The following is a 25,878-nucleotide window of genomic DNA, read 5'->3' on the forward strand; positions in this document are numbered from 1 at the left end:
ATTCGTTGGCGATGACTGCGCAGAGCTCGGCGGCACCCGGATCCTCCACGGACCCGGGTGCCGCAGAGCTCGCGCTGCCCCGCCCGCCCGGGCTCTTCCGGCGGTGGATCGACCGGCACCCGCGCACCGTCGACGTGCTGATCGCGTTCTTCACGGCGGGGCTTCCCGCGCTGCTGGCGCCCGTCCTCCTCGCAACGGGCGACGTCTCGAACGCGGTCATCATCGGGATCGGATCCGCGCTGCTCTTCGTCGCGACGCTGTTCCGCAGGCGGTTCCCGTTCGTCCTGCTGCTCGCGGCGACAATCATCGGGCAGGTGCCGGACCCCAGCATGACCATCGGCATGGTCTCCGCGTGGGTCGCGCTGTATTCGATCGCGGTGTTCCGTTCGACGCGACAGGCGTGGATCGGATTCGCGATCGCGACGGTGCTGTGGTTCGCCGGATTCGTGCTCGACTGGTCTCCTGCGACGGCGAGCGCAGCGCTCACGGGAACCGACTGGATCCAGATCCTCGGGCTCCTGTTCCAATCGGCGACGGCCATGCTGGTGCCCACGCTCATCGGGATCTCGGTCGGCGGCCGCCGCCGCTACGAGCGCGCGCTGATCACCCGCGCGGAGGATCTCGCGCGCGAGCGGGATCAGCGCGCGCGGCTCGCGGTCGGCGAGGAGCGCACCCGCATCGCCCGCGAGATGCACGACATCGTCTCGCACAGCCTCACCGTGATGATCACGCTGTCGGAGGGCGCAGCCGCCCAGGCCGAGACCGGATCCGATCTCGCGCCGGACGCCATGCGCCGCGTCGCCGAGACGGGACGCGAGTCGCTGGCGGAGATGCGGAGGCTGCTCGGCGTGCTGCGCACACCCGGGTCCTCCGCCGAGCTCGCGCCGCAGCCGGGCGCCGACGACATCGGATCCCTCATCGCCCAGTTCCGCGACGCGGGGATGCCCCTCACGTGGCGGAGCGAGGGAGAACCGATCCCACCGGGAGGCGTCTCGCTCGCCGCATACCGCATCGTGCAGGAGTCGCTGACGAACGTGCTGCGCCATGCGCCCGGCACGCAGCGGGTGGACGTCGTGAGCCGCAACGCCGATGGGGTCATCTCACTCACGATCGATAACGAGACCACGCGCGACCCGGCACCCTCGGACGGATCCGGGCGCGGCCTCGTCGGAATGCGAGAGCGCGCCGCACTCGCCGACGGCACCGTCGAGGCCGGGCTGCGCCCCGACGGCCGCTGGCGCGTACACGCCGTCCTCACCCATCCTGGAGAACTATGACCGCCATCCGCGTCGCGATCGTCGACGACCAGCAGCTCGTGCGCATGGGGCTGCGCATGATGCTCGATGCCCAGCCCGATATCGACGTCGTCGCCGAGGCGGCTGACGGGCACGAGGCGGTGGCCGTCGCCGCAGCGGGCGGCATCGATGTCATCCTGATGGACGTGCGCATGCCCGGGCTCGACGGGATCGCCGCGACCGAACGGATCTCGGCGCTGGAAGGTGCCCCGCGGATCCTCGTGCTCACGACCTTCGATCTCGACGAGTACGCGTTCGCCGCGCTGCGTGCGGGGGCGAGCGGGTTCCTCCTGAAGGACGCGCGGCCGCCCGAGCTGCTCGGCGCGATCCGGTCGGTGCACGCGGGTGACGCCGCGCTCGCGCCGCGCGTCACGGCTCGGATGATCGAACAGTTCATGGACGCTCCTGCGCCGGCCGACGAGGCGAAGATCGACGTGCTCACCCCGCGCGAGCGCGAGATCCTCATCGCGATCGGCGAGGGCATGAGCAACGACGAGCTCGCCGCGCACTTCTTCCTGTCGATCTCGACGGTGAAGACCCACATCTCGCGCCTGCTGCAGAAACTCGACGCCCGGGATCGCGTGCAGCTCGTGATCCTCGCCTATGAGACGGGGCTCGTCGGGCGGTGAGACGATGCCGATCAGACCTGCAGCAGCTCGCGGCGGGCGAGGTTCGTCATGAGGTCGGCGATGCCGAACGACCAGGGCGCGATCGACTCCGCGTGCTGCACGCGGTTGACGAGGGATCCGAGTCTCGAGGACGCGATCGTCACCACGTCGCCCACGTGGTGGGTGAAGCCGCGGCCCGCCTCGCCGCGGTCGTCGGTCGGTGCGAACATGGTGCCGAGGTAGAGCACGAACCCATCGGGGTACTGGTGGTGCGCGCCGGTCGCCTGGGCCGCGAGGTCGGCGGGATCCCTGCTGATCTGCTGCATGTGCGACTCCGCGGACATCGCGAAGCCGTCCTCACCGGTCACCGACAGCGACACCGTCTCGCGGCGCACGTCGTCGAGAGAGAAGCCCTCATCGAACAACCGGATGAGAGGCCCGACCGACGCCGAGGCGTTGTTGTCCTTCGCGCGGCCGAGCAGAAGGGCGCTGCGCCCCTCGATGTCGCGCAGGTTGACGTCGTTGCCGAGCGTAGCTCCGACGATCTGGCCGTCCGAGGCGACGACGATCACCACCTCGGGCTCGGGGTTGTTCCACTGCGATTCGGCGAGCACGCCCACGTCCACGCCCGAGCCGACCGTCGCGAGCACCGGCGCCTTGGAGAAGATCTCGGCGTCAGGCCCGATGCCGACCTCGAGGTACTGGCTCCACAGACCCTGCTCGATCAGGACCTGCTTGAGCCGCATCGCCTCGGGCGATCCGGGCACGAGGTCCGCGAGGTCGCCGCCGATCGCGTCGAGCACGGTGGCACGGATCCCGTCGGCCGACGACGCCTCCCCGCGCGCCCGTTCCTCGATCATGCGCTCGAGCATCGAGACGGGAAAGGTCACCCCGGCGGCCTTCACGACATGCAGATCGATCGGCGAGAGGAGAAAGGGGCGCGAGGCGTCGCGGGTAGCGGGATCCGTGTTCGCCCACACGTCCGCGAAGGATCCGATCGACATGCCCTCAGCCCCGCGCGCCGCCGACGCGGGATCCGCGCGCTCGGTCAGCTCGCGCATCGTCGGGAACGTGCGGGAGACGTCGATCAGCTCGCCTCCGCGCAGGACGACGACGCTCGGCCCGGCGGCGGTTTCGGCGCGGCCCACGAGCAGTGCGCTGTCGGCGTCGTCGGGCAGGACGCTCGCGGCGTCGGGGATCCACCTGGTCATACTCGTTCCTTCGTCGGTCACGTCTGTCATCTCCCGTTGAATACGCCGTCGCGCTTCTCGGCGAACGCCGCGCGCCCCTCGGCCGCGTCGTCGGTTGCGAAGGCGATCGACTGCATCTCGCGTTCGTAGGCCATCGCCTGATCCTGCGGCAGATTCCACGCCGCGCGCAGGTTCGCCTTCGCCGACTCCGCCGCGATCGGCGGGCGCAGGGCGATCGTATCGGCGATCCGCTGCGCACGGGTGACGACGTCCTCGGCGGGGACGACCTCGCTGACGAGCCCCCACGCGAGCGCGCGCTCGGCGTCGATCGGATCTCCGGTCATGAGCATCAGCGCCGCGTTGGAGGCGCCGATCGAGTTCGCGAGCAGCGCCGACATTCCGCCGCCGCCGACCCATCCGAGCTTGATCTCCGGCGCGGCGAAGGTCGCGGTGTCGGCGGCGACGCGGATGTCGCAGGTGAGCGCTGCTTCGAGGCCGCCGCCGAAGGCGAATCCGCTCACGGCCGCCACGACCGGCTTGCGCAGCTCTCGCAGGGCGTCGCAGTAGTCGCGCCGGTTGCGGAAGCTCCAGGGCGTCGGGTACTGGTCGAGCGTCGAGATGTCGCTGCCCGCGCTGAACGCGCGCCCCGTGCCGGTGTAGACGACGGCCCGCACCGACGGATCCGTGTTGAGATCGCGGACGATCTGCTCGAGCTCGTCGCTCATCTGCTGCGTGACGGCGTTGAGCTTCTCGGGGCGGTTCAGCCGCACCGTGGCGACCGCGCCGGAGCGCTCGACGACAACGAGATCGGAGGTCATGAGCGGTCCTTCCTCGCGGCGGCGGATACGGTCTCGGCGACCGCCCCGGAGGAGAACAGCTCCGCCGCGCGGTCGGGCGTCACGCCGATCTCGGCGAGGATCTCGCCCGTGTGCTCGCCGACGCGCGGAGCGCCCCGGTCGACGCGCGCGGGCGTTCTGTCGAACCGATACGGGAATCCGGGGGTCTTCACCCGCCCTTCGGTCGGGTGGTCGTACTCGATGAACGTGCCGTTGTGGGCGATCTGCGGATCGTTCACGAGCTCTTCGTAGCCGTAGACGGGGCCGACCCACACGCCTTCGGGCAGCAGCGTGTCGAGCCAGTGCTGCGCCGTGTTCGTCTTCAGGTGGGTCGAAACGAGGCGGAACAGTTCGTCGCGGTGCGTCCAGCCGTGCTCCTCGGGGTCGAGGCCCATGAGCGCCGGCTCGTCGAAGACGCGTCCGAGCGTGTCGAGATCGGCGAAGGCCAGGGCGAGGAAGCCGTCGCTCGTCTCGAAGACGCCGTACGGCGCGCGGATGTACACGTGGGCGTTCGGCTCGGATCCGCGCTCCTGCGGCACGCCGCCGACCGTGTAGACGCTCAGCTCCTGCATCTGGAGGGTCGTCAGCGCGTCGAGCATGTTGACGGTCACGAGCTGCCCCTCGCCCGTGCGCTCGCGGTGCAGCAGCGCGGCGAGGACGCCCTCGAACGCCGTCGAGGCCGTGACCGCGTCGGCGAGGAACAGTCCGGCGGCCCGCGGGGCTTCGCCCTTCCGGCCACCGGACAGCATGGATCCTGTCATCGCCTGCAGCAGCATGTCCTGTCCCGGCCGATCGCGGTACGGGCCGTCTTCCCCGTAGCCGGAGATCGACACGTAGACGATCGACGGATTGATCTGCTTGACCGTGTCGTAGTCGAGGCCGAGCCGGGCGGCGACGCCCGGGCGGTAGTTCTGGAGGAACACGTCGGCCCCGGCGATGAGCTCGCGCACGACCTCCTTGCCGCCCTCGCTCTTGAGGTCGGCGGCGAGGGATCGCTTGTTGCGATTGAGCGAGAGGAACGACACGTTGATCTCGTTGCCTTGTGCGCCGCCGGCGGCCGCGAACCGCTGCCATTCCCCGGCCGTGGGCTCGACCTTCACGACGTCGGCGCCGAGGTCTCCGAGCCGCTGGGCGGCGAACGGTCCGGCCATGGCGATCGAGCAGTCCACGACGCGGTAGCCGTCGAGGACGCCGCGGGGGGAGGAATCAGTCATTTTCACGTGCCTTTTCTGTCAGACGTTCGTTTCGACGCCGCCGGCCGCGGACGAGCGCAGGAGCGCGTCGATCAGCTCGACGGACCTCGCCGCCACCGTGACGTCGGAGTTGTTGTCGGTCTCGCAGCCGGTGATGAGATCGATGAATCTCACGGGCGGGACGAGGCATTCGTAATCGCCCTCGCCGGGAGCGATCTCGATCTCCTCGCGGGATCCGTCGAAGCGGCTGAGACTCACGCGCTCGCGCTCGACGTCGATCATGAGCGTTCCCTCGGTTCCGAACAGCCGGATGTCGATCTGGTACCGGTCGCCGTCGGCGAGCGTCGCGGCGCCCGTGACGGATCCGAGTGCGCCGCCCTCGAAGTGCACGACGCCCGCGTCGAACAGGTCGACGGGCGCGCCCGCCGTCGAGACGCGCCCCGCGACCGACGCGGCGCGCAGGCCCGTGAGCCAGAACAGCAGGGCGGACGAGTGCGTGACCTGGCCGTGCGCGTATCCTCCGCCGTGTTCGGGGCTCGACCAGGTGGTCGGGTCGGGCGCCGTCTCGGAGCTCCAGAGCTCGAGCATGTAGCTCGGATCGCTGCCGAACAGGCCGCGCGTCGGCGAGGCCATGTTGCACGAGACGAACTGGATCTCGCCGATCGCCCCGGAATCGAGGATCCGCTTCGCGGCGATCGTGAACGGCTTGTAGTTCCAGCCGTACGGCACGAGGAAGACCGTGCCGGCTTCCTCCGCGCGCTGCGCGAGATCCCAGGCGTCGTCGGCCGTCAGCGTCATCGGCTTCTCGCACAGCACGTGCAGGCCGCGCTCGAGCGCGCGGGAGGCGAGGTCGTGATGCAGGTCGTGCGGCGTCGCGATGATGACGGCGTCGATGTCGGCATCGAGCAGCTCATCGGCGTCCTCCGTCGCGAAGTCGAACCCGAATTTCTCGCGGATCTTCTCGAGGCCGTCGCCGATGCCGCACACGCCCACGAGCTCGACGTCGGGGTGATCCTTCATCAGGGGGAAGTGGTTGCTCGTCGCCCACCATCCGGCGCCGATCGCGCCGAGGCGCACCTTCTTCTCGCTCATGCGAGCCACCTCCACGTGCGGTTCTCGTCTCGGGCTCCCACCGCGACGCGGCCCGCGCGGGCGAGGCGCTCGAGGTTTCCCGTCATCGGGAAGATCAGGTACTCGGCGGCGTCCGCGGGCCACGGGCCCAGATCCTGCGCCGCCGCGCGGATCAGCTCGAGCGACGTCATCTCGCGCGTGAGGTGCCGTTCGATCGCGCGATCGATCCGCTCGGTGTATGCGACCGACACGTCGAGGAACTCGGTCGCGGCAGCGCCCTCGTAGACCGGATAGTGGGCGGTCAGCAGAAGCGAGGCGTCGTAAGCGCGCAGCCGGTCGATCGTGGCGACGTACGCGATCGTGTCGCGGTAGGTCGGCGGGAACGCCGGTTCGCCTCCCGCGGTCGGCACCGTTTCGCCGAGCACGGCGTCGGAGATCGCAAGCGCGTGGTTCGCACCGTCCCAGAGCGCGAGGTGCCCCGGAGAGTGACCGGGCGCCGCGATCACCTCGATGATGCGGCCGCCGCCGAGGTCGAACGTCTCGCCTCCCGCGAGCGTGCGATCCACGCCCACGAGGCGCGTCGACGCCCGGATGTCCGCGGTCGTCTCGGGGGGATCGTCGAATCCGTCCGCCCGCGCGAACTCGCCGTAGCGGCCCGCGATCAGCACCTCGAGGTTCTCGGTCATGAGCTCGTCGGCGGCCCCCGCGAGGAACTCGGCGCCCGGCGCGACCTCCTTCAGTGCGGCGTTGCCGCCGGTGTGGTCGAAGTCGCAGTGCGAGCTGACGACCCAGCGAATCGCCGCCGGGTCGATGCCGTGCTCCGCGAGGTACGGCAGCAGCGTTCCCTCGACGGAGCCGTCGATGCCCGTGTCGAACAGCAGCGCGCCGTTCGGCCCGGTGAACAGATGCATCGCGATGAAGCGCACGCCGATCGGCGCTTCGATGCGGTGCAGGCCCGGCCTGATCTCCATGGTCTTCCTCTCGAATGTGCGCCGGGGCCGCGCGGTGCGGCCCCGGCGCGGATCTCACACGCCCTGGCGCTTCAGGACCTCGTCGATGAACTTCTTCGCGCGCGGCACGTCGGACTCGTCGAGGTGCTCGATGATGAGGGGAACGTTCGGCGAGCGCTCCGACAGTCGCTTGACGAAATGGTCGTAGTCCATCGCGCCGAGGCCGGCGGCCGGAAGCTCGATGTCGCCGACGCCGCGGAACGTGTGCGATGCGAGCGCGTCATCGTCGCCGATGTCCGCGTGCTTCTCCTGCTTGTCATCGCCCGCGCGCTTGACGTCCTTCGCGTGCGCGACGCGCACGCGGTCGCCGAGCACGTCGAACACCTCGTCGAGCGTGCCCTTCTGGTCGTCGATGTTGTCGCCGTCGAAGAAGTTCGTCGGATCCATCAGCAGTTCGAGACCGGGATGGTTCACGTCGTTGAAGGCGCGCGCCGCCTCGCGCACGGATCCGATGACGTTGTTGACGTACGTCTCCATGAGGAACGTCGCGCCGTGATCCCAGGCCGTCTGCGCGAAGTCGGCGAGCGTCTCGCGCGCGAGGTCGTACGCGCGCTCGGAACGGTTGTCGGGGTGCGAATCCCATTCGCTGTCGGGATTCATGGTGCCGGTCTCGCTGATCACATACGGCGAGCCGAAGTCGCGGGCGTGGCGGAGGATCTCCTTGACGCGCTCGACGTTGCTGCGGCGAACGTCCGGATCCGGGTGGATCATGTTGGTGTACGCGCTGATGCCGCTGATCGGCAGGTCGTGATCGCGGAACGTGTCGCGCACGCGCTTGCCCTTCTCAGCGGTCAGCTGCCCGTCCGAAAGGTCGAGGTCCTTGAAGTGCAGGTCGAGCTGCACGGTGTTGAACCCGAGCGCGCGGATCTTCGATGCCGTCTGCTCGAGGTCGTACGGGAAGTAAGCGGAGAATATGCCTACCTGAATCATGGAATTGCTCCTTTGCGTATTCCTGCGGGTGGTCCTAGAGGGGGAACTCGTCGAGGCGCACGGTGCGCTTCTCGGCGAGCGAGAGGTAACTGGCCTCGACGGTCGCCATCGTCCTGACGTTGTCGGCGACAGTCAGAGCGGGTTCGCTTCCGGTTTCGACCGCGTGCTGGACCTGCTCCATGACGCCGGCGAACGCGTGCGGGAACCAATGGGTCTGCCAGGTCGGGGCGACCCATCGGCCGCCGGTCTCGGTGACCGAGTTGAACGTGATCGTCGAGGGCTGGCCGTTCGGCCACCCGATCGTGCCCTTCGCGACGCCGTCGGTTCCCTCGACGCGCCACGAGATGAAGAAGTCGTCGTCGTAGCCGTCCTGCCGCGGACCGCCCCACACGTCTTCGCGCGTGGTCGCGAGCAGACCGCCGGGGAAGCGGATGATGGACGCGGCGATCCCGTCCGTGTGCGCGAAGCGCGTGCGCGGATCCGCGCGGGCCGCCGTCGTGATCTCTTCCGGATCGCCGAACAGATAGCGCAGCGCGTCGAGATGGTGCACCCCCATGTTCGCGATCGTCAGCCGGTCGTACTCCTCGAGGAACGTCTGCCAGTGGGGCACCGCGTGCATGTCGATCGCCGCGAATACGGGGGTGCCGAGCGCGCCGCGGTCGAGCAGCTGCTTGAGCGACCGGATCGACTGGTCGTAGCGCATGTTCTGGTTGACCGACAGGATCTTGCCGGCCGCCTCGGCCTCATCGCGGAGCGCGATCGCCTCGTCGAGTGTGAGCGCGAGGGGCTTCTGCGCGAGGATCCCCCGAATGTGCGGCGCGGCGAGCGCCGCCCGGATCAGCGCTGGCTGCTGGTCGGGAGGAAAGGCGATGTCGAGGATCTCGATGCGCTCGTCGGCGATCAGGTCCGATGGAGTGTCATGAACGGTCTCGATCCCGTAGCGGGACGCGACCTCTGCTGCATGCGATGGCGTGCGCGACGCGATCGCGATGACGGGGAAGCCCGCATATGCGTACGCCGCGAGGTGCTGGTCGGCCATGATGGCGCCCGCGCCGATCACGCCGATCGCGTGGTTCGAGGAGCGGATCGGAGGATCCGGTTCCAGATCGTATTCGCCTGCTGATGTCATTCGGGCTTCCTCCTTGAAGCTCTCGATGTGTGGCGTTCGGAACGAGCCGCGGGATCAGGCGCCCTGGTCGGCGAGGCGCAGCCCGGCCCGCGGAGACCGAACGTGCGGGCCGGCCGGCTCCTGCCAGTTGCCGCTGGCGTGGTACGCCGCGATCGAGGCCTCGTCGATGGCGATGCCCGCCCCGGGACGGTCGCCGAGCACGATGCCGCCGCCGGCGATCTCCTGATCGATCGTCACGCCCACCGGGGAGCCGAGATCCTGCACCTCGGCGGTCAGGTGGTTCGGGATCGCTGCCGCGACGGCCGCGACCGCGAAGTTCGCCGTCAGCCCGACGGGGCTCACGGGGAGGTCTCTCGCATGGGCCGCGATCGCCACGCGCTGAAGGTGCGTGATCCCCCAAACGGCGCCCGCCTGCACGACGTCGACGCCTCCGGCGTCGAGGATCGGGCGATACTGCTCGAGTCCCGTGAGGTTCTCCCCCGTCGCGACGGCCGCTCGAACCGCGCTGCTGAGCCGCGCGTGCCCCGCCGCGTCCCATCGGCGCAGCGGTTCCTCGATCCAGGTGAGGTCGACTTTCTCCTCGATGGCGGAGACGTAGCGCACGGCCTGCTTGAGGTTCCAGGACTCGTTCGCGTCGAGCATGAAGGCGGGATCGTTCGCTCCGAGTGCGTCGCGCGCGATGTCGAACCGGGCGAGGTCGCGCGCAAGGTCGCGCCCGCCCTTCAGCTTCGCGGCCGTGAAGCCGCGTGCGGCGAATCTGCCGTACAGCGCGGCGAGCTCGTCGTCGGGGATCCCGGCGTCGAGCGGCGACGCGTACCCCGTGACGAATCGATCGTCGGCACCGAGCAGGCGCCAGAGCGGCTCGCCCGCCAGCTTCGCCTTGAGATCCCAGAGGGCGGTGTCGAACGCCCCGATGCCGCCGAAGGTCGCGCCGTTGTGGGACGACTTGAACACGCGATCGAGCATGGCGTCGTACAGCGCCGTGACGGCCCGCGGATCCTTGCCCTCGAGCGCGGGGAAGAGCCGCTCGAGGTCGGCATGCGTACCCATGCCGATGCCCTCGACGCCCTCGTCGGTTTCGAGGATCACGATCGGCACGTCGGTGATGCCGCTCGCGATCACGCCGTTGACGTCGCCGACGGGACGCCCCCAGTCGTGCACGGTCTGCAGCGTGCGGTAGCCGGTGATCTTCATTGCGCCCTCGAATCTGAGATCATGTGTTGAAACAACATACATCACATGTATTCTCAGCGCGACGACGATCTCCCCCACACCTGCGCGGAGACCGCGCAATCGAAGAAATAGAGTGTGAACCATGAGCACGTCCATGCAACCCCGCGCACGCGCACCGATCGAGCGGATCGGGCTGACGGTGCTTCGCGAGATCGTCGAGGCGATCGTGACCGGCGAGTACCCGCCCGATGCCCCGATGCCGACCGAGTCAGTTCTGAGCGAACAGTTCGGCGTGAGCCGCACCGTCGTTCGAGAATCGATGAAGCGACTGCAGGAGAAGGGCCTGGTCACCGTCGCCCAGGGCCGGGGAACGAGCATCAACCCCCGCACCAGCTGGAACGTGCTCGACCCGCTCGTGATCGAGGCCCTCGTGCAGAACGATGAGACCCTCAAGGTGCTCGACGACCTCAGCGCCACGAGAGCATCCCTCGAGGCCGAGATGGCCTCGGCTGCGGCGCGCAACCGCGACGACCACGGCATCGAGACGCTGCGCGAGGCGCTCGCGGTCATGACGGAGACGATCTCCGATTCGGCGGCGTTCCGCGAGGCCGACGTGCGCTTCCATCACGCCGTTATGGCCCTCTCGGGCAACGCCCTCGCGGAGAACATCGCCCGCGTCCTCCTCGGACACGCGCTCGGAAGCGACCGCTTCACCGGCCACGACCCCGCGCACTCGTTCGAGCTGACGCTCAGCGAACACGAGCGGATCGCCGACGCGATTGCGGCGGGCGAGCACGACGCCGCGCACTCCGCCATGCACTCGCACATCGTCGACTCCTGGGAGCGCCGCCGCGAACCCGAAATCGATTGAACATCATTCATGTGATGTTTGTTGACGAGGGTCATCAGACGTAGTACATTTCAGAGGACATTCGCACGGGCATTCCTCCCCGTAGCCGCGAATCATCCCCTGAGAGGATCGCAATGAAGCGAACATTGATCACTACGGCTGTCGCGGGCCTCGCCCTCGTCTCCCTCACCGCCTGCGGCGGCGCCGCCCCGACGACCGGTGCGGCGAGCGGCGATGGCGGATCCGCGGGCGGCGAGACCCTCACGATCTGGAACTGGGGCGACGCGGACGAAGCCGCTGCGGCCTACACGGAAGACGTCACCGCCGCCTTCGCGGAGAAGCACCCCGACGTCGACGTCAAGATCGTGAACCAGCCGTTCGACCAGTACTACACACTGCTCGGCAGCGCCGTCGAGGCCGGCACCGGCCCCGACCTCGCGCTGTACAACGGCGGCACCCAGCTGAAGAGCCGTGCCGACTCTCTCGTGCCGATCACGGATGAGGTCGCCGACCTTCAGGATCAGCTCGCCGGCTGGCCCGCGTTCGAGGCCGACGGCGAGACGTATTCGGCGCCCACCTTCCTGCAGGGCTTCCCCATCTACTTCAACAAGGCGCTGTTCGAAGAGGCCGGTCTCGACCCCGCCGCTCCCCCGGCGACGTGGGACGACCTCAGCGCGGCGTGCGAGCAGATTCTCGCGAACACCGACGCGTCGTGCTTCGCCCTCGGCAACAAGGAGGGGCTCGGCATCGAGTTCTTCCTGTCGGGCTTCGGATCCGGCGTGTTCACGCCCGACGAGTACGACGCCTGGATCGACGGCGACCGCGACTGGACGAGCGAGCACGCGACGCAGATCCTGCAGATGTGGGCTGACAGCGCCGCCGACGGCTGGTACAACGACGGGGCCAACTCGACCGCGATGTTCAACGATTCGTTCGACATCTTCTCGGCGGGCGATTCGGCCATGGTCGTCGCGCTGATGAGCGGCACCGCGCACTGGAAGCAGTTCGACGAGTTCCTCGGCGACGACCTCGGGTTCATGATGCCGGTCACCACCAACGACGGCACGACGATCGCTCTGCCCGCCGAGGGCGGCATCGGCTACGGCATCCTGAATGAGGACAAGAAGGACCTCGGCGTGGACTGGATCCGCGCGACCGTCGACCACGACGCTCTCGCCGCCTACTCGCTGGCGGGCGGACAGATCACCTCCGACACGACGATCACGCTCGACACCGACATCGCGTCGGCCAACGACATCGTCGCCGAGCTTCCGGGCAGCAAGCCGCTGCTGCACACCGCGCTCGGAGCCGACACCCTCGACCTGCTGCACCGCCTCGGCCAGCAGCTGTTGAACGACGATGTCTCGGTCGAGGATGCGGTGTCGCAGCTCGACGCCTCGGAGGGCTGATCCGCCTTGTCGAACCTCGCCACGGCGACCCGGACGCTCGTGACCGGACGGCGGGACGGCGGGCGCACGCGCGCCGCGCGCCCCGCCGTCCGCAAGCGGCCGTGGACGTTCGAGCGCCTCACGCCGTACCTCATGGTGCTGCCGGTCATCGCGATCCTCGCGGTGTTCCGGCTGTATCCGCTCGTGCTCGGCATCAACTTCTCCTTCACGGGAGACGGCGACCTCAACGGGCAGTTCGTCGGGCTCGACAACTACGCCTACCTGCTGCAGGATGAGCGCTTCCAGGCGTCGGCGCGCAACGTCATCGTGGTGCTGCTGTTCGTTCCGATTCCAGGTGTTCTTCGCCGGCATCCTGGCGACGTTCATCTATCTCAAGGTGCCGGGACATCGGTTCTACCGCAGCGTGTACTTCCTGCCGGTCGTACTCTCGCCGATCATCATCGGTGCGATCTTCAACATCATCCTGGCCGCCAACGGACCCCTGAACGGTGCCCTGAGCGTCATCAGGATCCCGACGGTCGACTGGCTCGGGCTGCCGGAGACGGCGCTGCCCACCGTGCTCGTCGTGCACATCTGGGCGACGTTCGGCATGGCGTTCACGATCTTCCTCGCCGGGTTCGCCACGCTCGATGCGGAGCTGCTCGACGCCGCGAAGATCGACGGCGCGAACCTGTGGCAGCAGATCGTGCACGTCATCATCCCGAGCCTCAGCCAGACCATCCAGTTCGTCTTCGTCACGACCACGATCGGCATGCTGACCGGTCTGTTCGCCCTGCTGTACACGATGACGGCCGGGGGCCCGGGCGCCGCCAGCTACCTCCCGGAGTTCCTGATCTGGAAGCTCAACGGCGAGGCGCGCCCCGCGCTCGCCTCGGCGGCGTCGGTGTTCCTCTTGGCAATCGTGCTCGTCATCGGGCTCATCCAGATCCGCGTGCTCCGGCGCGCCACGAAGGAGGCATGATGCGCCGCGAACGCGCCGCCCGGTTGGCCATCGCCGTCCCGATGCTGTTGCTCGCCCTCGCGACGATCTATCCGATCCTGTTCGGCCTCAACGTCTCGCTGAAAACGCGCAAGGACTACGTGCTCGACCGGCTCGGTGCGACGCAGACGATCAATCTGCAGAACTACACCGACGCGTGGGTCAACGCCGACATGGGGCGCTACTTTCTCAACACGATCACTGTGACCGTCGTGTCCGTCCTGCTGATCCTTCTGCTCTCGTCGATGTGCGGCTACGCGCTCAGCCACCTGTCGTTCCGCGGCAGCAAGGTCGCGTTCCTCGTCATCCTCGCGATGATGATGATTCCGTTCCAGGTGATCATGGTGCCGACCGTCAAGGTCATGAACGACTTCGGCCTCATCGATTCCTTCCCCGGCCTGATCATCGCGTACGTCGCGCAGTACCTGCCGTTCACTGTGTACTTCATGACGTCCTACTACTCGGGGATCCCGAAGGAGATGACGGAGGCCGCGCGCGTCGACGGCAACGGGCTGTTCGGCGTCTGGTGGCGCATCATGGTGCCGACCGGCAAGCCGGCCCTCATCTCCATGGGGATCCTGAACGCGCTGTTCATCTGGAACGACATCCTGATCGCCCTGCTGCTCATGCAGTCGCCGGAGAAGCGCACCGTCATGGTCGGCGTCAGCACACTGCGCGGGCAGTACCCCGACAACGTGCCGACATACATCGCGGGCGTCATGCTCGCGGTGCTGCCGATCATCGTCATCTATCTTGTGTTCCAGCGGCAGATCACCGCCGGTGTGACCGCAGGTGCGACGAAGGGCTGAACATATGAGCACCGACCGCATCGAGGTCTGGGTCGCGCCCGACGGATCCCCCTTCGCCGACGGCTCGCACGGCTACCCCGCGAACGACCTCGCGCACGGGCTCGCGCTCGTGAGGCGTCGCCGCGAGGGCGGGCAGCGCGCCGTGATCTGGATGGCGGGCGGCGAGTACGCCCACCCGGATCCCGTCGAGTTCGGCCCCGCCGACTCGTTCACGTCCGTCGTCGCCGCGGATCCGCGTCACCCGCCCGTGCTGCGCGGGTCCGTGCGGATCACCGGATGGCGGCCCGTCACGGTGAACGGGCGTCGCGTGTGGGCGGCGGCCGCCCCGCGCGCCACGGGCCGACGGCTGTACGTGGACGGCGCCGCCGCGCCGCGCCCGCGCTATCCGCGCGAGGGGTTCCTGCGCGTCGAGGAGCAGGAGGGGCTCGACCCGTCCGGCAGCTTCGTCGGCACGCTGTTCGACGGATCCGCCGCCTTCCGGTACGCCGAGGGCGACATCCCGCAGCTCGCAGAGGAGACGAGCGTCGAGGTCGTCGTGCCGCACTACTGGGTGCAGGAGCGCATGCCGATCGCGCGGATCGACCGCGAAGCGCGCACGATCACGAGCGACCTCACGAGCATCTTCGCCCTGCGCGACGATGCCGCGGCGCTCTTCGCCCGGTACCACCTCGAGAACGTGGCCGAGTCGCTCGGCGAGGTGCCCGGCGAGTGGTACCTCGATACGACCGGCGCCGTGTCCGGTTCGGACGGACCGCAGATTCTGCTCGCGGTCGACGACCCCGCAGACCTCGACGTCCGATTCCCCGTGACGGACGCGTTCGCGATCCTCACCGGATCCACCGACGCCCCCGTGCGCGAGGTTCGGTTCGAACACGTGCGCTTCGCCGAAGCCGACTTCGCGGAGGTGCCCGCGGCGGTGCTGCCGTTCGGCGTGCGCGAGGATCCGCAGCTCCCCTCAGACGGGCGCTACGCCGCCGACGTCCAGGCCGCGAGCACCGTTCCCGCCGCGCTGTGCTTCGGTCACGCGCGGTCCTGCGCGGTGATCGGCGGATCCGTCGAGCGCGTCGGCGGGTACGGGATCTCGTTCGGCCCTGGCTCGCGCGGCAACCTCGTCTCGGGCGTCGCCCTCCGCGACCTCGGTGCGGGAGCCGTCAGATCCGGTGGGGACATCGATGCGTCGTCTCCGGGCTTCAACCGCGCGAATGAGGTCTCCGACTGCACTGCCGAGCGCGGCGGACAGGTATATCGCGGAGCGGTGGCAATGCTGTTCCAGCACGGTTCGCACAACGTCATCGCGCACAACGAGATCCGCGACTTCCCGTACTCCGGGGTGTCGGTCGGCTGGATGTGGGATTACCTGCCCAGCACGTCCGAGGGCAACCAGATCATCGGCAACCACATCCACCGCCTCGGACAGGGCCGGCTCAACGACATGGGCGGCGTGTATCTGCTCGGGATCGCGCCCGGCACCGTGGTGCGCGGCAACCACATCCACGACATCGAATGCCAGAACTACGGCGGCTGGGGCATCTATCTCGATGAGGGCTCGAGCCACGTCGTCATCGAGGGCAACGTCGTGCACGACACGTCGAGCCAGTGCTATCACCAGCACTACGGACGCGAGGTGATCGTGCGCGACAACGTCTGGGCGCGCGGCCGCAACGGCCAGGTCTCGATCACGCGCCCCGAGGCCCACACGTCGTTCACGTTCCTGCGCAACATCGTCGTCGGATCCGGCACGCCCGCCTTCGTCGGCGCGGAGGGCACCCGCGATGCGCGCCGCTTCGGCGTCGACAGCGATCTCAACCTGTTCTGGGATCCGTCTCCCGTACCCGGCGCCGTGCGCGCCGCGAACGCCGTGCGGCCCGTACGCGACGACGGATCCGTCGGCTTCGAGATCGCCGAGGCGCTCGACGACGAGTGGGCTGCCCTCGGGCGCGATCGTCATTCGGTGACGGCCGGCCCTCTCCTCACGGACGACTTCCGTGTGGCGGACGACTCGCCAGCGCACGCGCTGGGGATCCGCGTGCCCGATGTCTCGGGCGCGGGACCGCGCGAGTGTGCGGACCGCCGGCACCCTCTCGCGGCCGGAACCCGGCCGGATCCGTTCCTGCCGACGCAGGGGTGAGGCCGGCCGATCAGCCGACGAGGTCTGCGGCGCTCGCGTCGGCGGCGTCCAGCCACCGAGCCTCGGCGTAGCGCCGGAACCAGCTGACCTGGCGGCGCGCGTAGCGCCGGGTGAGCGACTGCGTCTCGGCGATCGCCTCGGCCTCGGTCTTGTCGTTCGTCAGCTGGGCGAGGGCCTGCGCGTAGCCGATCGCACGGCTCGCGGTCTTCCCCCGCTCGAGGCCCGCTTCGCGAAGCCACTCGGTCTCCGTGAGGATCCCGTCGCGCCACATGCGCTCGACGCGGCGATCCAGGCGTTCGACGAGCGCGGGCCGGTCCAGGCCGAGCGCGGCGATCGTCGTCTCGCGCCAGAGTGTGGGCTTCTCGGGGAGCGCGGCACCGTGCCCTGAGCTTCCGAGGCGCAGGACCTCGAGTGCCCGCACGACGCGGCGGCCGTTGCGCGGATCCACGCGTTCGGCCGTCGATGGGTCTGCCGCGCGGATCTCCTCGTAGAGGGCTCCCGCCCCCTCCGCCGCCAGGCGCGCCTCGAGCTCGGCGCGCAGCGCCTCGTCACGAGGCGGGAACTGGAAATCGTAGACCACGCTCGAGACGTACAGCCCCGATCCCCCGACGAGGATCGCGTGCCGGCCGCGCGCGATCACGTCATCGATCACGGCGCGTGCGCGCGGCTGATACGACGCGACCGCCGCATCCTGGGTCACCTCGAGCACGTCGAGCATGTGGTGCGGGATGCCGCGGCGCTCTTCCGGCGCGAGCTTCGCCGTTCCGATGTCCATACCCCGGTACAGCTGCATCGCGTCGGCGTTGACGACCTCGGCGGGCTCTCCGCGCGAGGCGAGTCGCTCGGCGAGATCGAGCGAGAGGTCGCTCTTCCCGGTTCCCGTCGCGCCGACGACCACCCAGAGACGGGGGCCGTCAGATCCCGTCACAGGCCGACGCGGAGCGACGGGATGCCGAGGCCGACCGATGCGTCTGCCGCGCCGACCGCCGTGGGAACCGCGCAGCTCGCGGAGAGGCTGCGGTCGTACGCGTCGCCCGCGCGGGTGCGGCGCACGACGAGCGGCGCACCGTCGATGCTGTCCGCGAGGAGGTGCGACGGCGCGGCGTGCGTGACCTCCACCGACACGACGTCGCCCGGCCGCGGGGTCTCGGACCCCTCCGGCACCTCGAAATGCACGAGGCGGTTGTCTTCGGCGCGGCCGGTCAGGCGATGCGTGGCCGCATCCTTCTTGCCCTCGCCCGTCGACACGAGGACCTCGAGGCGGCGGCCGACCTGCTTCTCGTTCTCTTCGAGAGTGATGCGCTTCTGCAGCGCCATCAGGCGGTCGTAGCGCTCGGTCACGACGTGCTTCGGCACCTGGTTCGGCATCGTCGCGGCGGGCGTTCCCTCGCGGATCGAGTACTGGAAGGTGAAGGCGCTCGCGAATCGAGCCGCCTCGACGACCCGCAGTGTGTCTTCGAAATCCTCGTCGGTCTCGCCGGGGAAGCCCACAATGATGTCGGTCGTGATCGCCGCGTCGGGCATCTTCTCGCGCACCCGGTCGAGGATGCCGAGGAACTTCTTCGATCGGTACGACCGGCGCATGTCCTTCAGCACCTTGTCGCTGCCCGACTGCAGCGGCATGTGCAGCTGCGGCATGACGTTGGGAGTCTCGGCCATGGCGTCGATCACGTCGTCGGTGAAGGCGGCGGGATGCGGACTCGTGAAGCGCACGCGCTCGAGCCCCTCGATGTCGCCGCAGGCCCGCAGCAGCTTGCTGAACGCCTGACGGTCACCGAACTCGACGCCGTAGCTGTTCACGTTCTGGCCGAGCAGCGTGACCTCGATCGCGCCGTCGTCGGTCAGGAGCTTGATCTCCTCGAGGATGTCGCCCGGGCGACGATCCTTCTCCTTGCCGCGCAGGCTCGGCACGATGCAGAACGTGCACGTGTTGTTGCAGCCGACGGAGATCGATACCCAGCCCGAGTAGTGCGAGTCGCGCTTCGTGGGAAGCGTCGACGGGAACACCTCGAGCGATTCGAGGATCTCGAGCTCGGCCTCGCCGTTGTGGCGCGAGCGCTCCAGAAGCTGCGGGAGGGAGCCCATGTTGTGCGTGCCGAACACGACGTCGACCCACGGCGCCTTCTTCGTCACGACGTCCTGGTCCATCTGCGCGAGGCAGCCGCCCACGGCGATCTGCATGCCCGCGTGACGCTCCTTCACTGACTTGAGGTACCCGAGCGTGCCGTACAGCTTGCCGGCGGCGTTCTCGCGCACGGCGCACGTGTTGATGATGACGACGTCGGGATCGTGCCCCTCGGGGGCGGGCAGGTAGCCCGCGCTCTCGAGCGACCCGGACATGCGCTCGGAGTCGTGCACATTCATCTGGCACCCGAACGTGCGCACCTCGTACGTGCGGGCGCGACCGGTGGCGTCGACTGCTGCGGCAGAGGGCGCGATGAGCGTGGGGGCTGAAGATGGCGTGGTCATAACACAGTCGATTCTACGTAACCGCGGATCATCGGGCGTGTGAGAACCCCTGATCCGTGAGAAACGACGCGACTCATCTGAACCGTACGCGCGAGGTGCCGCCCGAACCGGTCTCATCGAGCGCCTGCTTCGCGACGCTCATGGCGAGAGAGCCGCCGTACCCCCGTCGCGACAGCTGCCCGACGAGGCGGCGCAGCGCGGTGTCGCGATCGAGCCGCGCGAGGCTCGAGGCCTTGCCGCGAGCGAACTCGAGCGCACGCTCGTAGTCGTCGTCGGGAAGCGATTCCAGGGCGCGGTCGATGGCCTCCCGCGAGATGCCCCGCTTCGACAGCGTCTGCTCGACGGCACGCCTGCCCTGATTCTTGCGCGTCACCGACTGGTACACGATCTGCTCGGCGACCACGTCGTCGTCGAGAGCGCCGGCAGCCGACAGCCGCTCGGTGATCTCGTCGACGTCATGCGGGTCAACCCCATCGCGCCGCAACCGATCTCGCGCCTCGCGCTCGGAGAGCCCGCGGCTGGCGATCGACCTCGTCAGCCGCGCCTCGGCGCGACGCAGCAGCTCCGCATCGTCCGAGTCGTCGCCGGACGGCTCGGCGCCCGACGACGACTCGGACGACGGTGCATCACCGACCATGGGCGCGTCCGCGCTGATCGGGCGCGCCGGCTGCGCGTTCCACGTCGTGTGCCAGCTGTTCTCGTCGCTCGGGCCGTCGGCCTGTTCCGGGTCCGCAGGGGGCGGAGCAGACGGCACCGGACCGCCGAACAGCGGCACCACGGGGGCGAGCTTCTCCTCGCCCCCGTGCGCGTCGTCACTCATGATGGCGATTACGCCGTGCGGCGGGTCGCGATGTCGTCGACCGGCGCGGCCTCGTCGTCGGCTGCGGCATCGGGATCGTCGAGGAGGCCGAGCTTGACCTTGATCTTGTTCTCGATCTCGAGGGCCACGTCGACGTTCTCCTTGAGGAAGCGTCGGGCGTTCTCCTTGCCCTGGCCGAGCTGGTCGCCGTCGTAGGTGTACCAGGAGCCCGACTTCTTGACGATGTTGTGCTCGACACCGAAGTCGATCAGCGACCCCTCCCGCGAGATTCCGCTGCCGTACAGGATGTCGAACTCGGCCTGCTTGAACGGAGGAGCCATCTTGTTCTTGACGACCTTGACGCGAGTGCGGTTGCCCACGGACTCTCCGCCGTCCTTCATCGTCTCGATGCGTCGGATGTCGAGGCGCACCGAGGCGTAGAACTTCAGCGCCTTTCCGCCCGCCGTCGTCTCGGGAGAGCCGAAGAACACGCCGATCTTCTCGCGGAGCTGGTTGATGAAGATCGCGGTCGTCTTGGTCTGGCTGAGGCCACCCGTGATCTTGCGCATCGCCTGCGACATGAGGCGCGCCTGCAGGCCGACGTGCGAGTCGCCCATCTCGCCCTCGATCTCAGCGCGCGGCACGAGTGCCGCCACCGAGTCGATGACGACGACGTCGATCGCGCCCGAGCGGATCAGCATGTCGGCGATCTCGAGCGCCTGCTCACCCGTGTCGGGCTGGGACACGAGAAGCGAGTCGATGTCGACGCCGAGCTTCTTCGCGTACTCGGGGTCGAGGGCGTGCTCCGCGTCGATGAAGGCGGCGATGCCGCCCGCTGCCTGCGCGTTCGCGATGGCGTGGAGCGTCAGCGTCGTCTTACCCGACGACTCCGGGCCGTAAATCTCGACCACGCGGCCGCGCGGGAGCCCCCCGATGCCGAGCGCGACATCGAGCGCAATGGAGCCCGTGGGAATGACTTCGACGGGGGCGCGCTCTTCGCTGCCGAGGCGCATGACCGACCCCTTGCCGAACTGACGATCGATCTGCGCGAGGGCCGTCTCGAGTACCTTCTCGCGATCTGCCGATGCTGCCATGATGAACTCCTTTTCGCTCGTAATCCGCCGCCCATAGGCTGTCGCGACCCGCCTCTGAGGGGCGGGTTCTTCGACAGGGCGCGTAGCCTCTGCGGCTGATCGCCACGTTACGGAGAACCACTGACAAACGAAGCCGTCGGTCACCGCAATGTGGAGAACCAGTACAGATTCCACGTTGGGAACGACGTTACGCCGCGCTGGACAAATATTCGAACGCGACGCGCCGACGTCGACTGATAATTCGAACGATCAGTCAGGCGCGGGGTGGTTTGAGTCCCGCGCCGTATCGCGCGGCCTCGGGAAGATCGGCCTCAGCGCACAGCGCGACCCACACCTCGCGGGGCGGAACGCCGCTGTCGATCGCGGCGCTCGCCGTCAGGCCGATGCCCGGCAGAACGAGGTCAGCGAGGACCCACGTCGCGCGCGCGCCGAAGTACTCGTCGACCGCACGCAAGAACTCGCTTCGCCTCATGCGGAGCGGATCAATGCAGCGACAGCTCGGGCTCGACCTCGGCCACGAGGTCGTCCGGAACCACGTCCGGGAACGCGTCCTCGATGCCCTCGAGCACGGCGAGACGATCGCCCACGCGGCGCATCACGCTCGACATCGAGACGCCGAGGGCGTCGGTCACAGCGGCGAGGATCTCACTCGAGACCTCTTTCTGCCCGCGCTCGACCTCGCTGAGGTAACCGAGTGCGACGCTCGCACGGCTCGCGACCTGGCGGAGCGTCTGGCCCTGCTGCTGTCGGAAATCCCGAAGCACGTCGCCGATCTCTTGACGAATCAGAATCATGACGGGCCCTCCCCCTCGTTATTCGCGTCTGTCGATGTGGTTCGCGCGGGGCCGGGGCTCCGCGCCAGGTCATACCAGCGTAGTCGAGAATCCTGGGTGGTGGACGTCATATCTCGAGTGATCACATGGGAGAAACGCACATCGCGACCCGGTTTATTCCCGTGCGGACGTCAGCGCCTCGACGGCGAGAGCGATGACGCCATGCGCCGCTCCGCGGCGGATCTCGTCGCGCGTGCCCGCGTACACGTGCCGGCTCCCCCAGTAGCCCTCCGGCGTCGAGACGCCGAGGTGCACGAGGCCCACCGGCTGACCGTCGGGCGATTCGGGACCCGCGATTCCGGTCGTCGCCAGCCCCACGTCCGCGTCGGATCCGTCGACGCGCAGAGCGCGTCGGACGCCCTCTGACATCTGCCGCGCAACGTCGGCGTGCACGGCGCCGTGGACCGCGAGCAGATCGCCGTCGACGCCGAGGAGTTCGCGCTTGACGCGCGTGTCGTACGCCACGACGCCGCCGCGCATTGCGGCGGAGGCGCCCGGAACATCGATGATCGCGGCCGCGACCAGGCCGCCCGTCAACGACTCAGCCGCTCCGACCGACCACCCGCGCCGCCGGAGCTCGACGAGCAGCTGCGCCGCGGCGGATCCGTCGTTGCGCGGCATCAGCGGGCCCGGGACCCGCGTGCCTGCGCAATGACGTAATCAATGCCGCTGACGACGGTGAGCACCACGACGATCCACAAGCCGACGGCCGTCACGGTCGTCCACGCCGTGGCGCCGATCAGCAGACCGAGCGGCAACAGCGCCCATCCGAGCACGACCCCTTGCACGGCCGTCTTGACCTTGCCGAGCCACGCGGCCGCGACGTCGTGCGTGTGCCGAACGACCAGCCGGTGCGCCGTCACGCCCCACTCCCGCACGAGAATCACGACGACCATCCACCAGGGCATCTCCGCGAGAATCGCCAGACCCACGAACGCCAGCCCCGTGAGGAGCTTGTCGGCGATCGGATCCCAGAGCTTGCCGAAGTCGCTCACGATCTCGTACTTGCGGGCGAGGAAACCGTCGACCCAGTCGGTCGAGATCGCGATGATGAACAGGACGGCCGCGACCCACCGCACCGCGATGTTCGCGTCGCCATAGGTGCCCCCGATCAGGAGGAGCACCACGAAGACCACCGCGAGAGGGATGCGGGCGATCGTGATCGCGTTGGGAAGCTGAGGATGAATCGCCATGGGTCAAGTCTCGCAGGCGCGCTCAGTCGCGGCCTGTCAGGCCCCACGCATCTTCGTCATCGCTCTCGTCGACCACGGGAAGGCCCTCGTACTGCGCCTCGATCGGATCGGTGCCGTAGCGGTCGCTGGCGAGCGGCGCCGTCTGCGCCTCGGCCGGTGCCGCCGCCGCGGGCGTCGGGGCCGGAGCCGGAGACCTCGGCGGCTCCTCTCCCTTCAGCTGTGCGAGGACTGTCGCCAGCTGGTCGGGGGCCACGAGCACGTCGCGCGCCTTGGATCCCTCGCTCGGGCCCACGATCTCGCGGGACTCGAGCAGGTCCATCAGGCGGCCCGCCTTCGCGAACCCGACGCGCAGCTTGCGCTGCAGCATCGACGTCGACCCGAACTGGCTCGATACGATCAGCTCGGTCGCGGCCAGGAGCACCTCGAGGTCGTCGCCGATGTCCTCGTCGATCTCCTTCTTCGGGGCCTCGAGCGCCTCCGCGACATCAGCCCGGTAATCGGGCCGCGCCTGCTTCGTCACGTGCTTGACGACCTCATCGATCTCGGCCTCGGTCACCCATGCGCCCTGCAGGCGGAACGGCTTCGACGAACCCATCGGCGAGAACAGCGCGTCACCCTGGCCGATGAGTTTGTCGGCGCCCGGGCCATCGAGGATCACGCGCGAATCGGTGACGCTCGTGACCGCGAACGCCATGCGGGAGGGCACGTTGGCCTTGATCAGGCCCGTGACGACGTCGACGGACGGGCGCTGCGTCGCGAGCACGAGGTGGATTCCCGAAGCACGAGCGAGCTGCGTGATGCGCACGATCGAGTCTTCGACGTCGCGCGGGGCGACCATCATGAGGTCGGCGAGCTCATCGACGACGACGAGCAGGTACGGGTACGGCTTGAGCACGCGCTCGGAGCCGACCGGCAGCTGGATCTCGCCGGCCACGACCGCCTTGTTGAAGTCGTCGATGTGGCGGAAGCCGAACGACGCGAGGTCGTCGTACCGCATGTCCATCTCTTTCACGACCCACTGCAGCGCCTCGGCCGCCTTCTTCGGGTTCGTGATGATCGGCGTAATCAGGTGAGGAACCCCGGCGTAGCTCGTGAGCTCGACCCGCTTGGGGTCGACGAGCACCATGCGCACCTCGCTCGGCTTGGCGCGCATCAGCAGGCTCGTGATCATCGAGTTCACGAAGCTCGACTTACCGGACCCGGTGGAGCCGGCGACGAGCAGGTGCGGCATCTTCGCGAGGTTCGCCACGACGAAGCCGCCCGAGACGTCCTTGCCGACGGCGATCGTCAGGGGGTGCGTCGACCGCTGGGCCGCGGGCGAGCGCAGGATGTCGCCGAGCGCGACGGTCTCGCGATCGGCGTTCGGGATCTCGATGCCGATCGCGCTCTTGCCCGGAATGGGCGCGAGGATGCGCACGTCGTTCGAGGCGACGGCATAGGAGATGTTGCTCGACAGCTGCGTGATCTTCTCGACCTTCACGCCCGGGCCGAGCTCGACCTCGTACTGGGTGACGGTCGGGCCGCGCGAGAACCCGGTGACCCTCGCGCCGACCTTGAACTCCTCGAAGACCTTCTCGATCTGTGCGACCGTGCGGTCGTTCGCCTCGGAGCTGACGACGGCCGGCGGACCCGCCGCGAGCGCCGCCGGAGACGGGAGCACGTACGGCGCCTCGGGGGGCTGCGGACCGCGAGCGCCCGGGCCGTCGGTGCCGAAGCCCGAGATGCCGCCGAAGTCGCCGTCCGACCCGTCGTCGCCATCGCCGATCAGGCTGAAGCCGGTGTCCTCCGAGCCGCTCGAGCCGCGCAGCCGGTCGAGGGCCGGGCTGTTGAGCACCTCGGTGACCTGGTCGGCCGGCGCCGCGGCGGGCTCATCGAATGGCGCGAACGTGGGGTTCGTCGGTGCGTCGACCGCGACGACCGCGTTGTCGTAGCCGCGATCGGTCTGCTTGCCGAGCAGGTCGGTGAGGTGCTCGGGGTCGGTCACGACGTCGACGTCCTCTTCGCGACCGGAGGCGTTGCGCCGCCACCAGGGCAGTTCGTCGGCGCCGTCGAACAGCTCCGACTCGTCGGACTTCTTGCGGCGACCGCGACGACCGCGTGCGGGCTTCTCCTCGAGCACCTTCGTGGCCGTCTCGTCGGCCGACGCATCTGCCCGGTCGTCTGAGCGCGGGGTGTCGTCGAACATCCACGTGTACAGGTCGCCGAGGCGGCGCCCGATGCGGTTGGGCGGGGTCTTGGTGATGATCAGCAGACTGAGGAGCACGAATATGCCGAGCACGGCATACGCGCCGATCGGTGTGATCAGGAGCGCGAGCGGCTCGCCGAGCATCCAGCCGAATAGGCCGCCCGAGGCACTGAGCGCCGGCATGCCGTCGGCCGGGGCGGGGCGGTCGAGTGCGACGTGGCAGATTGCAGCCACCGAGATCGTGAAGAGCGCGAACCCGATGCCCACGCGACCGTTGTCGTTGACCGACGCGGGGTGGCGGAACAGCCAGCCGGCCAGGAAGAGCAGCAGCACGGGGAAGACGAACGCGGCGCGCCCCATCACGAGCCCGAACGTGAACGCGCTGATGTTGCCGGCGACCTCGTCGCCGATGAAGAACCACTCGGTGACGGCGCCCGCAATGGCGAGCAGCACGAGCAGGAACGGAAAGCCGTCGCGGCGATCGTCGCGCTCGAGGTCTTCGGAACCGAACGCGCGGAACACGCCGCCGACCGCGTGGGCCAGGCCGTTCCACATGCGCACCGGCACGGCCGGGCGCTCGGGATCGTCGATGTGTTTCTTCGGCGCGGGCGCGGCCTTCTTCGACGCCCCCTTGCCGGAGGCGCGCGAGGAGTTCTGACCGGCGCTCTTGGGCGCGGTTGACGAGCGTGCCATGG

24 protein-coding genes are annotated in these 25,878 nt (G+C 68.8%); 7 read left to right on the forward strand and 17 right to left on the reverse strand.

Translation table 11 applies throughout. The annotated features are described in order from the left end of the window. The first annotated feature begins 11 nt into the window (after positions 1-11). Positions 12-1,277 carry a sensor histidine kinase gene (locus G510_RS15090; RefSeq protein WP_084644161.1) on the forward strand — a complete coding sequence of 422 codons (1,266 nt, stop codon included), beginning with the start codon at positions 12-14 and terminating at the stop codon, positions 1,275-1,277. After that, positions 1,274-1,924, forward strand: a complete 651-nt coding sequence (locus G510_RS0102210) for a response regulator transcription factor (RefSeq protein WP_029152262.1) — start codon at positions 1,274-1,276, stop codon at positions 1,922-1,924. The genes G510_RS15090 and G510_RS0102210 overlap by 4 nt, the downstream gene beginning before the upstream one ends. An 11-nt stretch (positions 1,925-1,935) precedes the next feature. Here the strand turns inward: G510_RS0102210 and G510_RS0102215 are convergent, their stop codons facing one another. From G510_RS0102215 to G510_RS0102250, 8 genes are read right to left on the reverse strand one after another with little or no spacing between them, the layout of a single operon-like run. Beyond that, positions 1,936-3,114 carry a fumarylacetoacetate hydrolase family protein gene (locus G510_RS0102215; protein WP_029152263.1) on the reverse strand — a complete coding sequence of 393 codons (1,179 nt, stop codon included), beginning with the start codon at positions 3,112-3,114 and terminating at the stop codon, positions 1,936-1,938. A gap of 26 nt (positions 3,115-3,140) precedes the next feature. After that, positions 3,141-3,911, reverse strand: a complete 771-nt coding sequence (locus G510_RS0102220) for an enoyl-CoA hydratase/isomerase family protein (protein WP_029152264.1) — start codon at positions 3,909-3,911, stop codon at positions 3,141-3,143. Beyond that, positions 3,908-5,143 (reverse strand): CaiB/BaiF CoA transferase family protein, encoded by a 1,236-nt coding sequence (locus G510_RS0102225; RefSeq protein WP_036321679.1) that lies wholly within the window; start codon positions 5,141-5,143, stop codon positions 3,908-3,910. Before G510_RS0102225 ends, G510_RS0102220 begins: the two co-directional genes overlap by 4 nt. A gap of 18 nt (positions 5,144-5,161) precedes the next feature. Next, positions 5,162-6,214, reverse strand: a complete 1,053-nt coding sequence (locus G510_RS18635) for a Gfo/Idh/MocA family protein (protein ID WP_036321753.1) — start codon at positions 6,212-6,214, stop codon at positions 5,162-5,164. After that, positions 6,211-7,164, reverse strand: coding sequence for an MBL fold metallo-hydrolase (locus tag G510_RS15095; RefSeq protein ID WP_051216218.1), 954 nt, complete (start codon positions 7,162-7,164; stop codon positions 6,211-6,213). Before G510_RS15095 ends, G510_RS18635 begins: the two co-directional genes overlap by 4 nt. 54 nt (positions 7,165-7,218) lie before the next feature. Beyond that, a complete protein-coding gene (locus G510_RS0102240) occupies positions 7,219-8,133 on the reverse strand; it encodes a sugar phosphate isomerase/epimerase family protein (protein ID WP_029152267.1) in 915 nt (304 codons plus the stop codon). Between the two features lie 34 nt (positions 8,134-8,167). Then, positions 8,168-9,262 carry a Gfo/Idh/MocA family protein gene (locus G510_RS0102245; protein WP_029152268.1) on the reverse strand — a complete coding sequence of 365 codons (1,095 nt, stop codon included), beginning with the start codon at positions 9,260-9,262 and terminating at the stop codon, positions 8,168-8,170. A 54-nt stretch (positions 9,263-9,316) separates the two neighbouring features. Further along, positions 9,317-10,456, reverse strand: coding sequence for a mandelate racemase/muconate lactonizing enzyme family protein (locus G510_RS0102250; protein WP_029152269.1), 1,140 nt, complete (start codon positions 10,454-10,456; stop codon positions 9,317-9,319). A 121-nt stretch (positions 10,457-10,577) separates the two neighbouring features. Between G510_RS0102250 and G510_RS0102255 the strand changes: the two genes are divergently transcribed. The 5 genes from G510_RS0102255 (at position 10,578) to G510_RS15105 (ending at position 16,610) form a co-directional block, all read left to right on the forward strand. After that, the gene (locus G510_RS0102255) at positions 10,578-11,306 is read left to right on the forward strand and encodes a FadR/GntR family transcriptional regulator (protein ID WP_029152270.1); all 729 of its coding nucleotides are present in this window, start codon (positions 10,578-10,580) and stop codon (positions 11,304-11,306) included. Between the two features lie 113 nt (positions 11,307-11,419). After that, the gene (locus G510_RS0102260; protein ID WP_029152271.1) at positions 11,420-12,694 is read left to right on the forward strand and encodes an ABC transporter substrate-binding protein; all 1,275 of its coding nucleotides are present in this window, start codon (positions 11,420-11,422) and stop codon (positions 12,692-12,694) included. Between the two features lie 271 nt (positions 12,695-12,965). After that, positions 12,966-13,655 carry a carbohydrate ABC transporter permease gene (locus G510_RS15100; RefSeq protein ID WP_211219139.1) on the forward strand — a complete coding sequence of 230 codons (690 nt, stop codon included), beginning with the start codon at positions 12,966-12,968 and terminating at the stop codon, positions 13,653-13,655. Further along, positions 13,655-14,482, forward strand: coding sequence for a carbohydrate ABC transporter permease (locus tag G510_RS0102270; protein ID WP_029152272.1), 828 nt, complete (start codon positions 13,655-13,657; stop codon positions 14,480-14,482). Before G510_RS15100 ends, G510_RS0102270 begins: the two co-directional genes overlap by 1 nt. Before the next feature lie 4 nt (positions 14,483-14,486). Then, positions 14,487-16,610: a right-handed parallel beta-helix repeat-containing protein gene (locus tag G510_RS15105; protein ID WP_036321681.1), complete on the forward strand. Its 2,124-nt coding sequence runs from the start codon at positions 14,487-14,489 to the stop codon at positions 16,608-16,610. A gap of 10 nt (positions 16,611-16,620) precedes the next feature. Here the strand turns inward: G510_RS15105 and miaA are convergent, their stop codons facing one another. From miaA to G510_RS0102320, 9 genes are all read right to left on the reverse strand, one after another. Beyond that, a complete protein-coding gene (gene miaA, locus G510_RS0102280; RefSeq protein ID WP_029152273.1) occupies positions 16,621-17,538 on the reverse strand; it encodes a tRNA (adenosine(37)-N6)-dimethylallyltransferase MiaA in 918 nt (305 codons plus the stop codon). Then, positions 17,535-19,079 (reverse strand): tRNA (N6-isopentenyl adenosine(37)-C2)-methylthiotransferase MiaB, encoded by a 1,545-nt coding sequence (miaB, locus tag G510_RS0102285; protein ID WP_029152274.1) that lies wholly within the window; start codon positions 19,077-19,079, stop codon positions 17,535-17,537. The genes miaA and miaB overlap by 4 nt, the downstream gene beginning before the upstream one ends. Before the next feature lie 73 nt (positions 19,080-19,152). Then, the gene (locus G510_RS0102290) at positions 19,153-19,899 is read right to left on the reverse strand and encodes a regulatory protein RecX (RefSeq protein ID WP_029152275.1); all 747 of its coding nucleotides are present in this window, start codon (positions 19,897-19,899) and stop codon (positions 19,153-19,155) included. 8 nt (positions 19,900-19,907) lie between these two features. Next, positions 19,908-20,972, reverse strand: coding sequence for a recombinase RecA (gene recA, locus G510_RS0102295; RefSeq protein WP_029152276.1), 1,065 nt, complete (start codon positions 20,970-20,972; stop codon positions 19,908-19,910). Between the two features lie 253 nt (positions 20,973-21,225). After that, complete coding sequence (locus tag G510_RS0102300) at positions 21,226-21,444, reverse strand: DUF3046 domain-containing protein (protein WP_029152277.1); 219 nt, start codon at positions 21,442-21,444, stop codon at positions 21,226-21,228. Positions 21,445-21,454: 10 nt separating this feature from the next. Beyond that, on the reverse strand, positions 21,455-21,766 hold the full coding sequence (locus G510_RS0102305) for a helix-turn-helix domain-containing protein (protein WP_029152278.1): 312 nt from the start codon (positions 21,764-21,766) through the stop codon (positions 21,455-21,457). A 153-nt stretch (positions 21,767-21,919) separates the two neighbouring features. Then, positions 21,920-22,426, reverse strand: coding sequence for a CinA family protein (locus tag G510_RS15110; RefSeq protein WP_036321686.1), 507 nt, complete (start codon positions 22,424-22,426; stop codon positions 21,920-21,922). After that, positions 22,426-22,998 (reverse strand): CDP-diacylglycerol--glycerol-3-phosphate 3-phosphatidyltransferase, encoded by a 573-nt coding sequence (gene pgsA / locus G510_RS0102315; protein WP_029152279.1) that lies wholly within the window; start codon positions 22,996-22,998, stop codon positions 22,426-22,428. Before pgsA ends, G510_RS15110 begins: the two co-directional genes overlap by 1 nt. Positions 22,999-23,020: 22 nt before the next feature. Continuing rightward, complete coding sequence (locus tag G510_RS0102320) at positions 23,021-25,876, reverse strand: FtsK/SpoIIIE family DNA translocase (protein WP_029152280.1); 2,856 nt, start codon at positions 25,874-25,876, stop codon at positions 23,021-23,023. Positions 25,877-25,878: the final 2 nt, after the last annotated feature.

Source organism: Microbacterium gubbeenense DSM 15944 (assembly GCF_000422745.1).
GTDB lineage: Bacteria > Actinomycetota > Actinomycetes > Actinomycetales > Microbacteriaceae > Microbacterium > Microbacterium gubbeenense.

What these genes read in the sequence shown, in the direction of transcription:
- G510_RS15090 (WP_084644161.1), top strand. Translation starts at nt 12, where the DNA reads ATGACTGCGCAGAGCTCGGCGGCACCCGGATCCTCCACGGACCCGGGT.
- G510_RS0102210 (WP_029152262.1), top strand. Translation starts at nt 1,274, where the DNA reads ATGACCGCCATCCGCGTCGCGATCGTCGACGACCAGCAGCTCGTGCGC.
- G510_RS0102215 (WP_029152263.1), bottom strand. Translation starts at nt 3,114, where the DNA reads ATGACCAGGTGGATCCCCGACGCCGCGAGCGTCCTGCCCGACGACGCC.
- G510_RS0102220 (WP_029152264.1), bottom strand. Translation starts at nt 3,911, where the DNA reads ATGACCTCCGATCTCGTTGTCGTCGAGCGCTCCGGCGCGGTCGCCACG.
- G510_RS0102225 (WP_036321679.1), bottom strand. Translation starts at nt 5,143, where the DNA reads ATGACTGATTCCTCCCCCCGCGGCGTCCTCGACGGCTACCGCGTCGTG.
- G510_RS18635 (WP_036321753.1), bottom strand. Translation starts at nt 6,214, where the DNA reads ATGAGCGAGAAGAAGGTGCGCCTCGGCGCGATCGGCGCCGGATGGTGG.
- G510_RS15095 (WP_051216218.1), bottom strand. Translation starts at nt 7,164, where the DNA reads ATGGAGATCAGGCCGGGCCTGCACCGCATCGAAGCGCCGATCGGCGTG.
- G510_RS0102240 (WP_029152267.1), bottom strand. Translation starts at nt 8,133, where the DNA reads ATGATTCAGGTAGGCATATTCTCCGCTTACTTCCCGTACGACCTCGAG.
- G510_RS0102245 (WP_029152268.1), bottom strand. Translation starts at nt 9,262, where the DNA reads ATGACATCAGCAGGCGAATACGATCTGGAACCGGATCCTCCGATCCGC.
- G510_RS0102250 (WP_029152269.1), bottom strand. Translation starts at nt 10,456, where the DNA reads ATGAAGATCACCGGCTACCGCACGCTGCAGACCGTGCACGACTGGGGG.
- G510_RS0102255 (WP_029152270.1), top strand. Translation starts at nt 10,578, where the DNA reads ATGAGCACGTCCATGCAACCCCGCGCACGCGCACCGATCGAGCGGATC.
- G510_RS0102260 (WP_029152271.1), top strand. Translation starts at nt 11,420, where the DNA reads ATGAAGCGAACATTGATCACTACGGCTGTCGCGGGCCTCGCCCTCGTC.
- G510_RS15100 (WP_211219139.1), top strand. Translation starts at nt 12,966, where the DNA reads ATGAGCGCTTCCAGGCGTCGGCGCGCAACGTCATCGTGGTGCTGCTGT.
- G510_RS0102270 (WP_029152272.1), top strand. Translation starts at nt 13,655, where the DNA reads ATGCGCCGCGAACGCGCCGCCCGGTTGGCCATCGCCGTCCCGATGCTG.
- G510_RS15105 (WP_036321681.1), top strand. Translation starts at nt 14,487, where the DNA reads ATGAGCACCGACCGCATCGAGGTCTGGGTCGCGCCCGACGGATCCCCC.
- miaB (WP_029152274.1), bottom strand. Translation starts at nt 19,079, where the DNA reads ATGACCACGCCATCTTCAGCCCCCACGCTCATCGCGCCCTCTGCCGCA.
- G510_RS0102290 (WP_029152275.1), bottom strand. Translation starts at nt 19,899, where the DNA reads ATGAGTGACGACGCGCACGGGGGCGAGGAGAAGCTCGCCCCCGTGGTG.
- recA (WP_029152276.1), bottom strand. Translation starts at nt 20,972, where the DNA reads ATGGCAGCATCGGCAGATCGCGAGAAGGTACTCGAGACGGCCCTCGCG.
- G510_RS0102300 (WP_029152277.1), bottom strand. Translation starts at nt 21,444, where the DNA reads ATGAGGCGAAGCGAGTTCTTGCGTGCGGTCGACGAGTACTTCGGCGCG.
- G510_RS0102305 (WP_029152278.1), bottom strand. Translation starts at nt 21,766, where the DNA reads ATGATTCTGATTCGTCAAGAGATCGGCGACGTGCTTCGGGATTTCCGA.
- G510_RS15110 (WP_036321686.1), bottom strand. Translation starts at nt 22,426, where the DNA reads ATGCCGCGCAACGACGGATCCGCCGCGGCGCAGCTGCTCGTCGAGCTC.
- pgsA (WP_029152279.1), bottom strand. Translation starts at nt 22,998, where the DNA reads ATGGCGATTCATCCTCAGCTTCCCAACGCGATCACGATCGCCCGCATC.
- G510_RS0102320 (WP_029152280.1), bottom strand. Translation starts at nt 25,876, where the DNA reads ATGGCACGCTCGTCAACCGCGCCCAAGAGCGCCGGTCAGAACTCCTCG.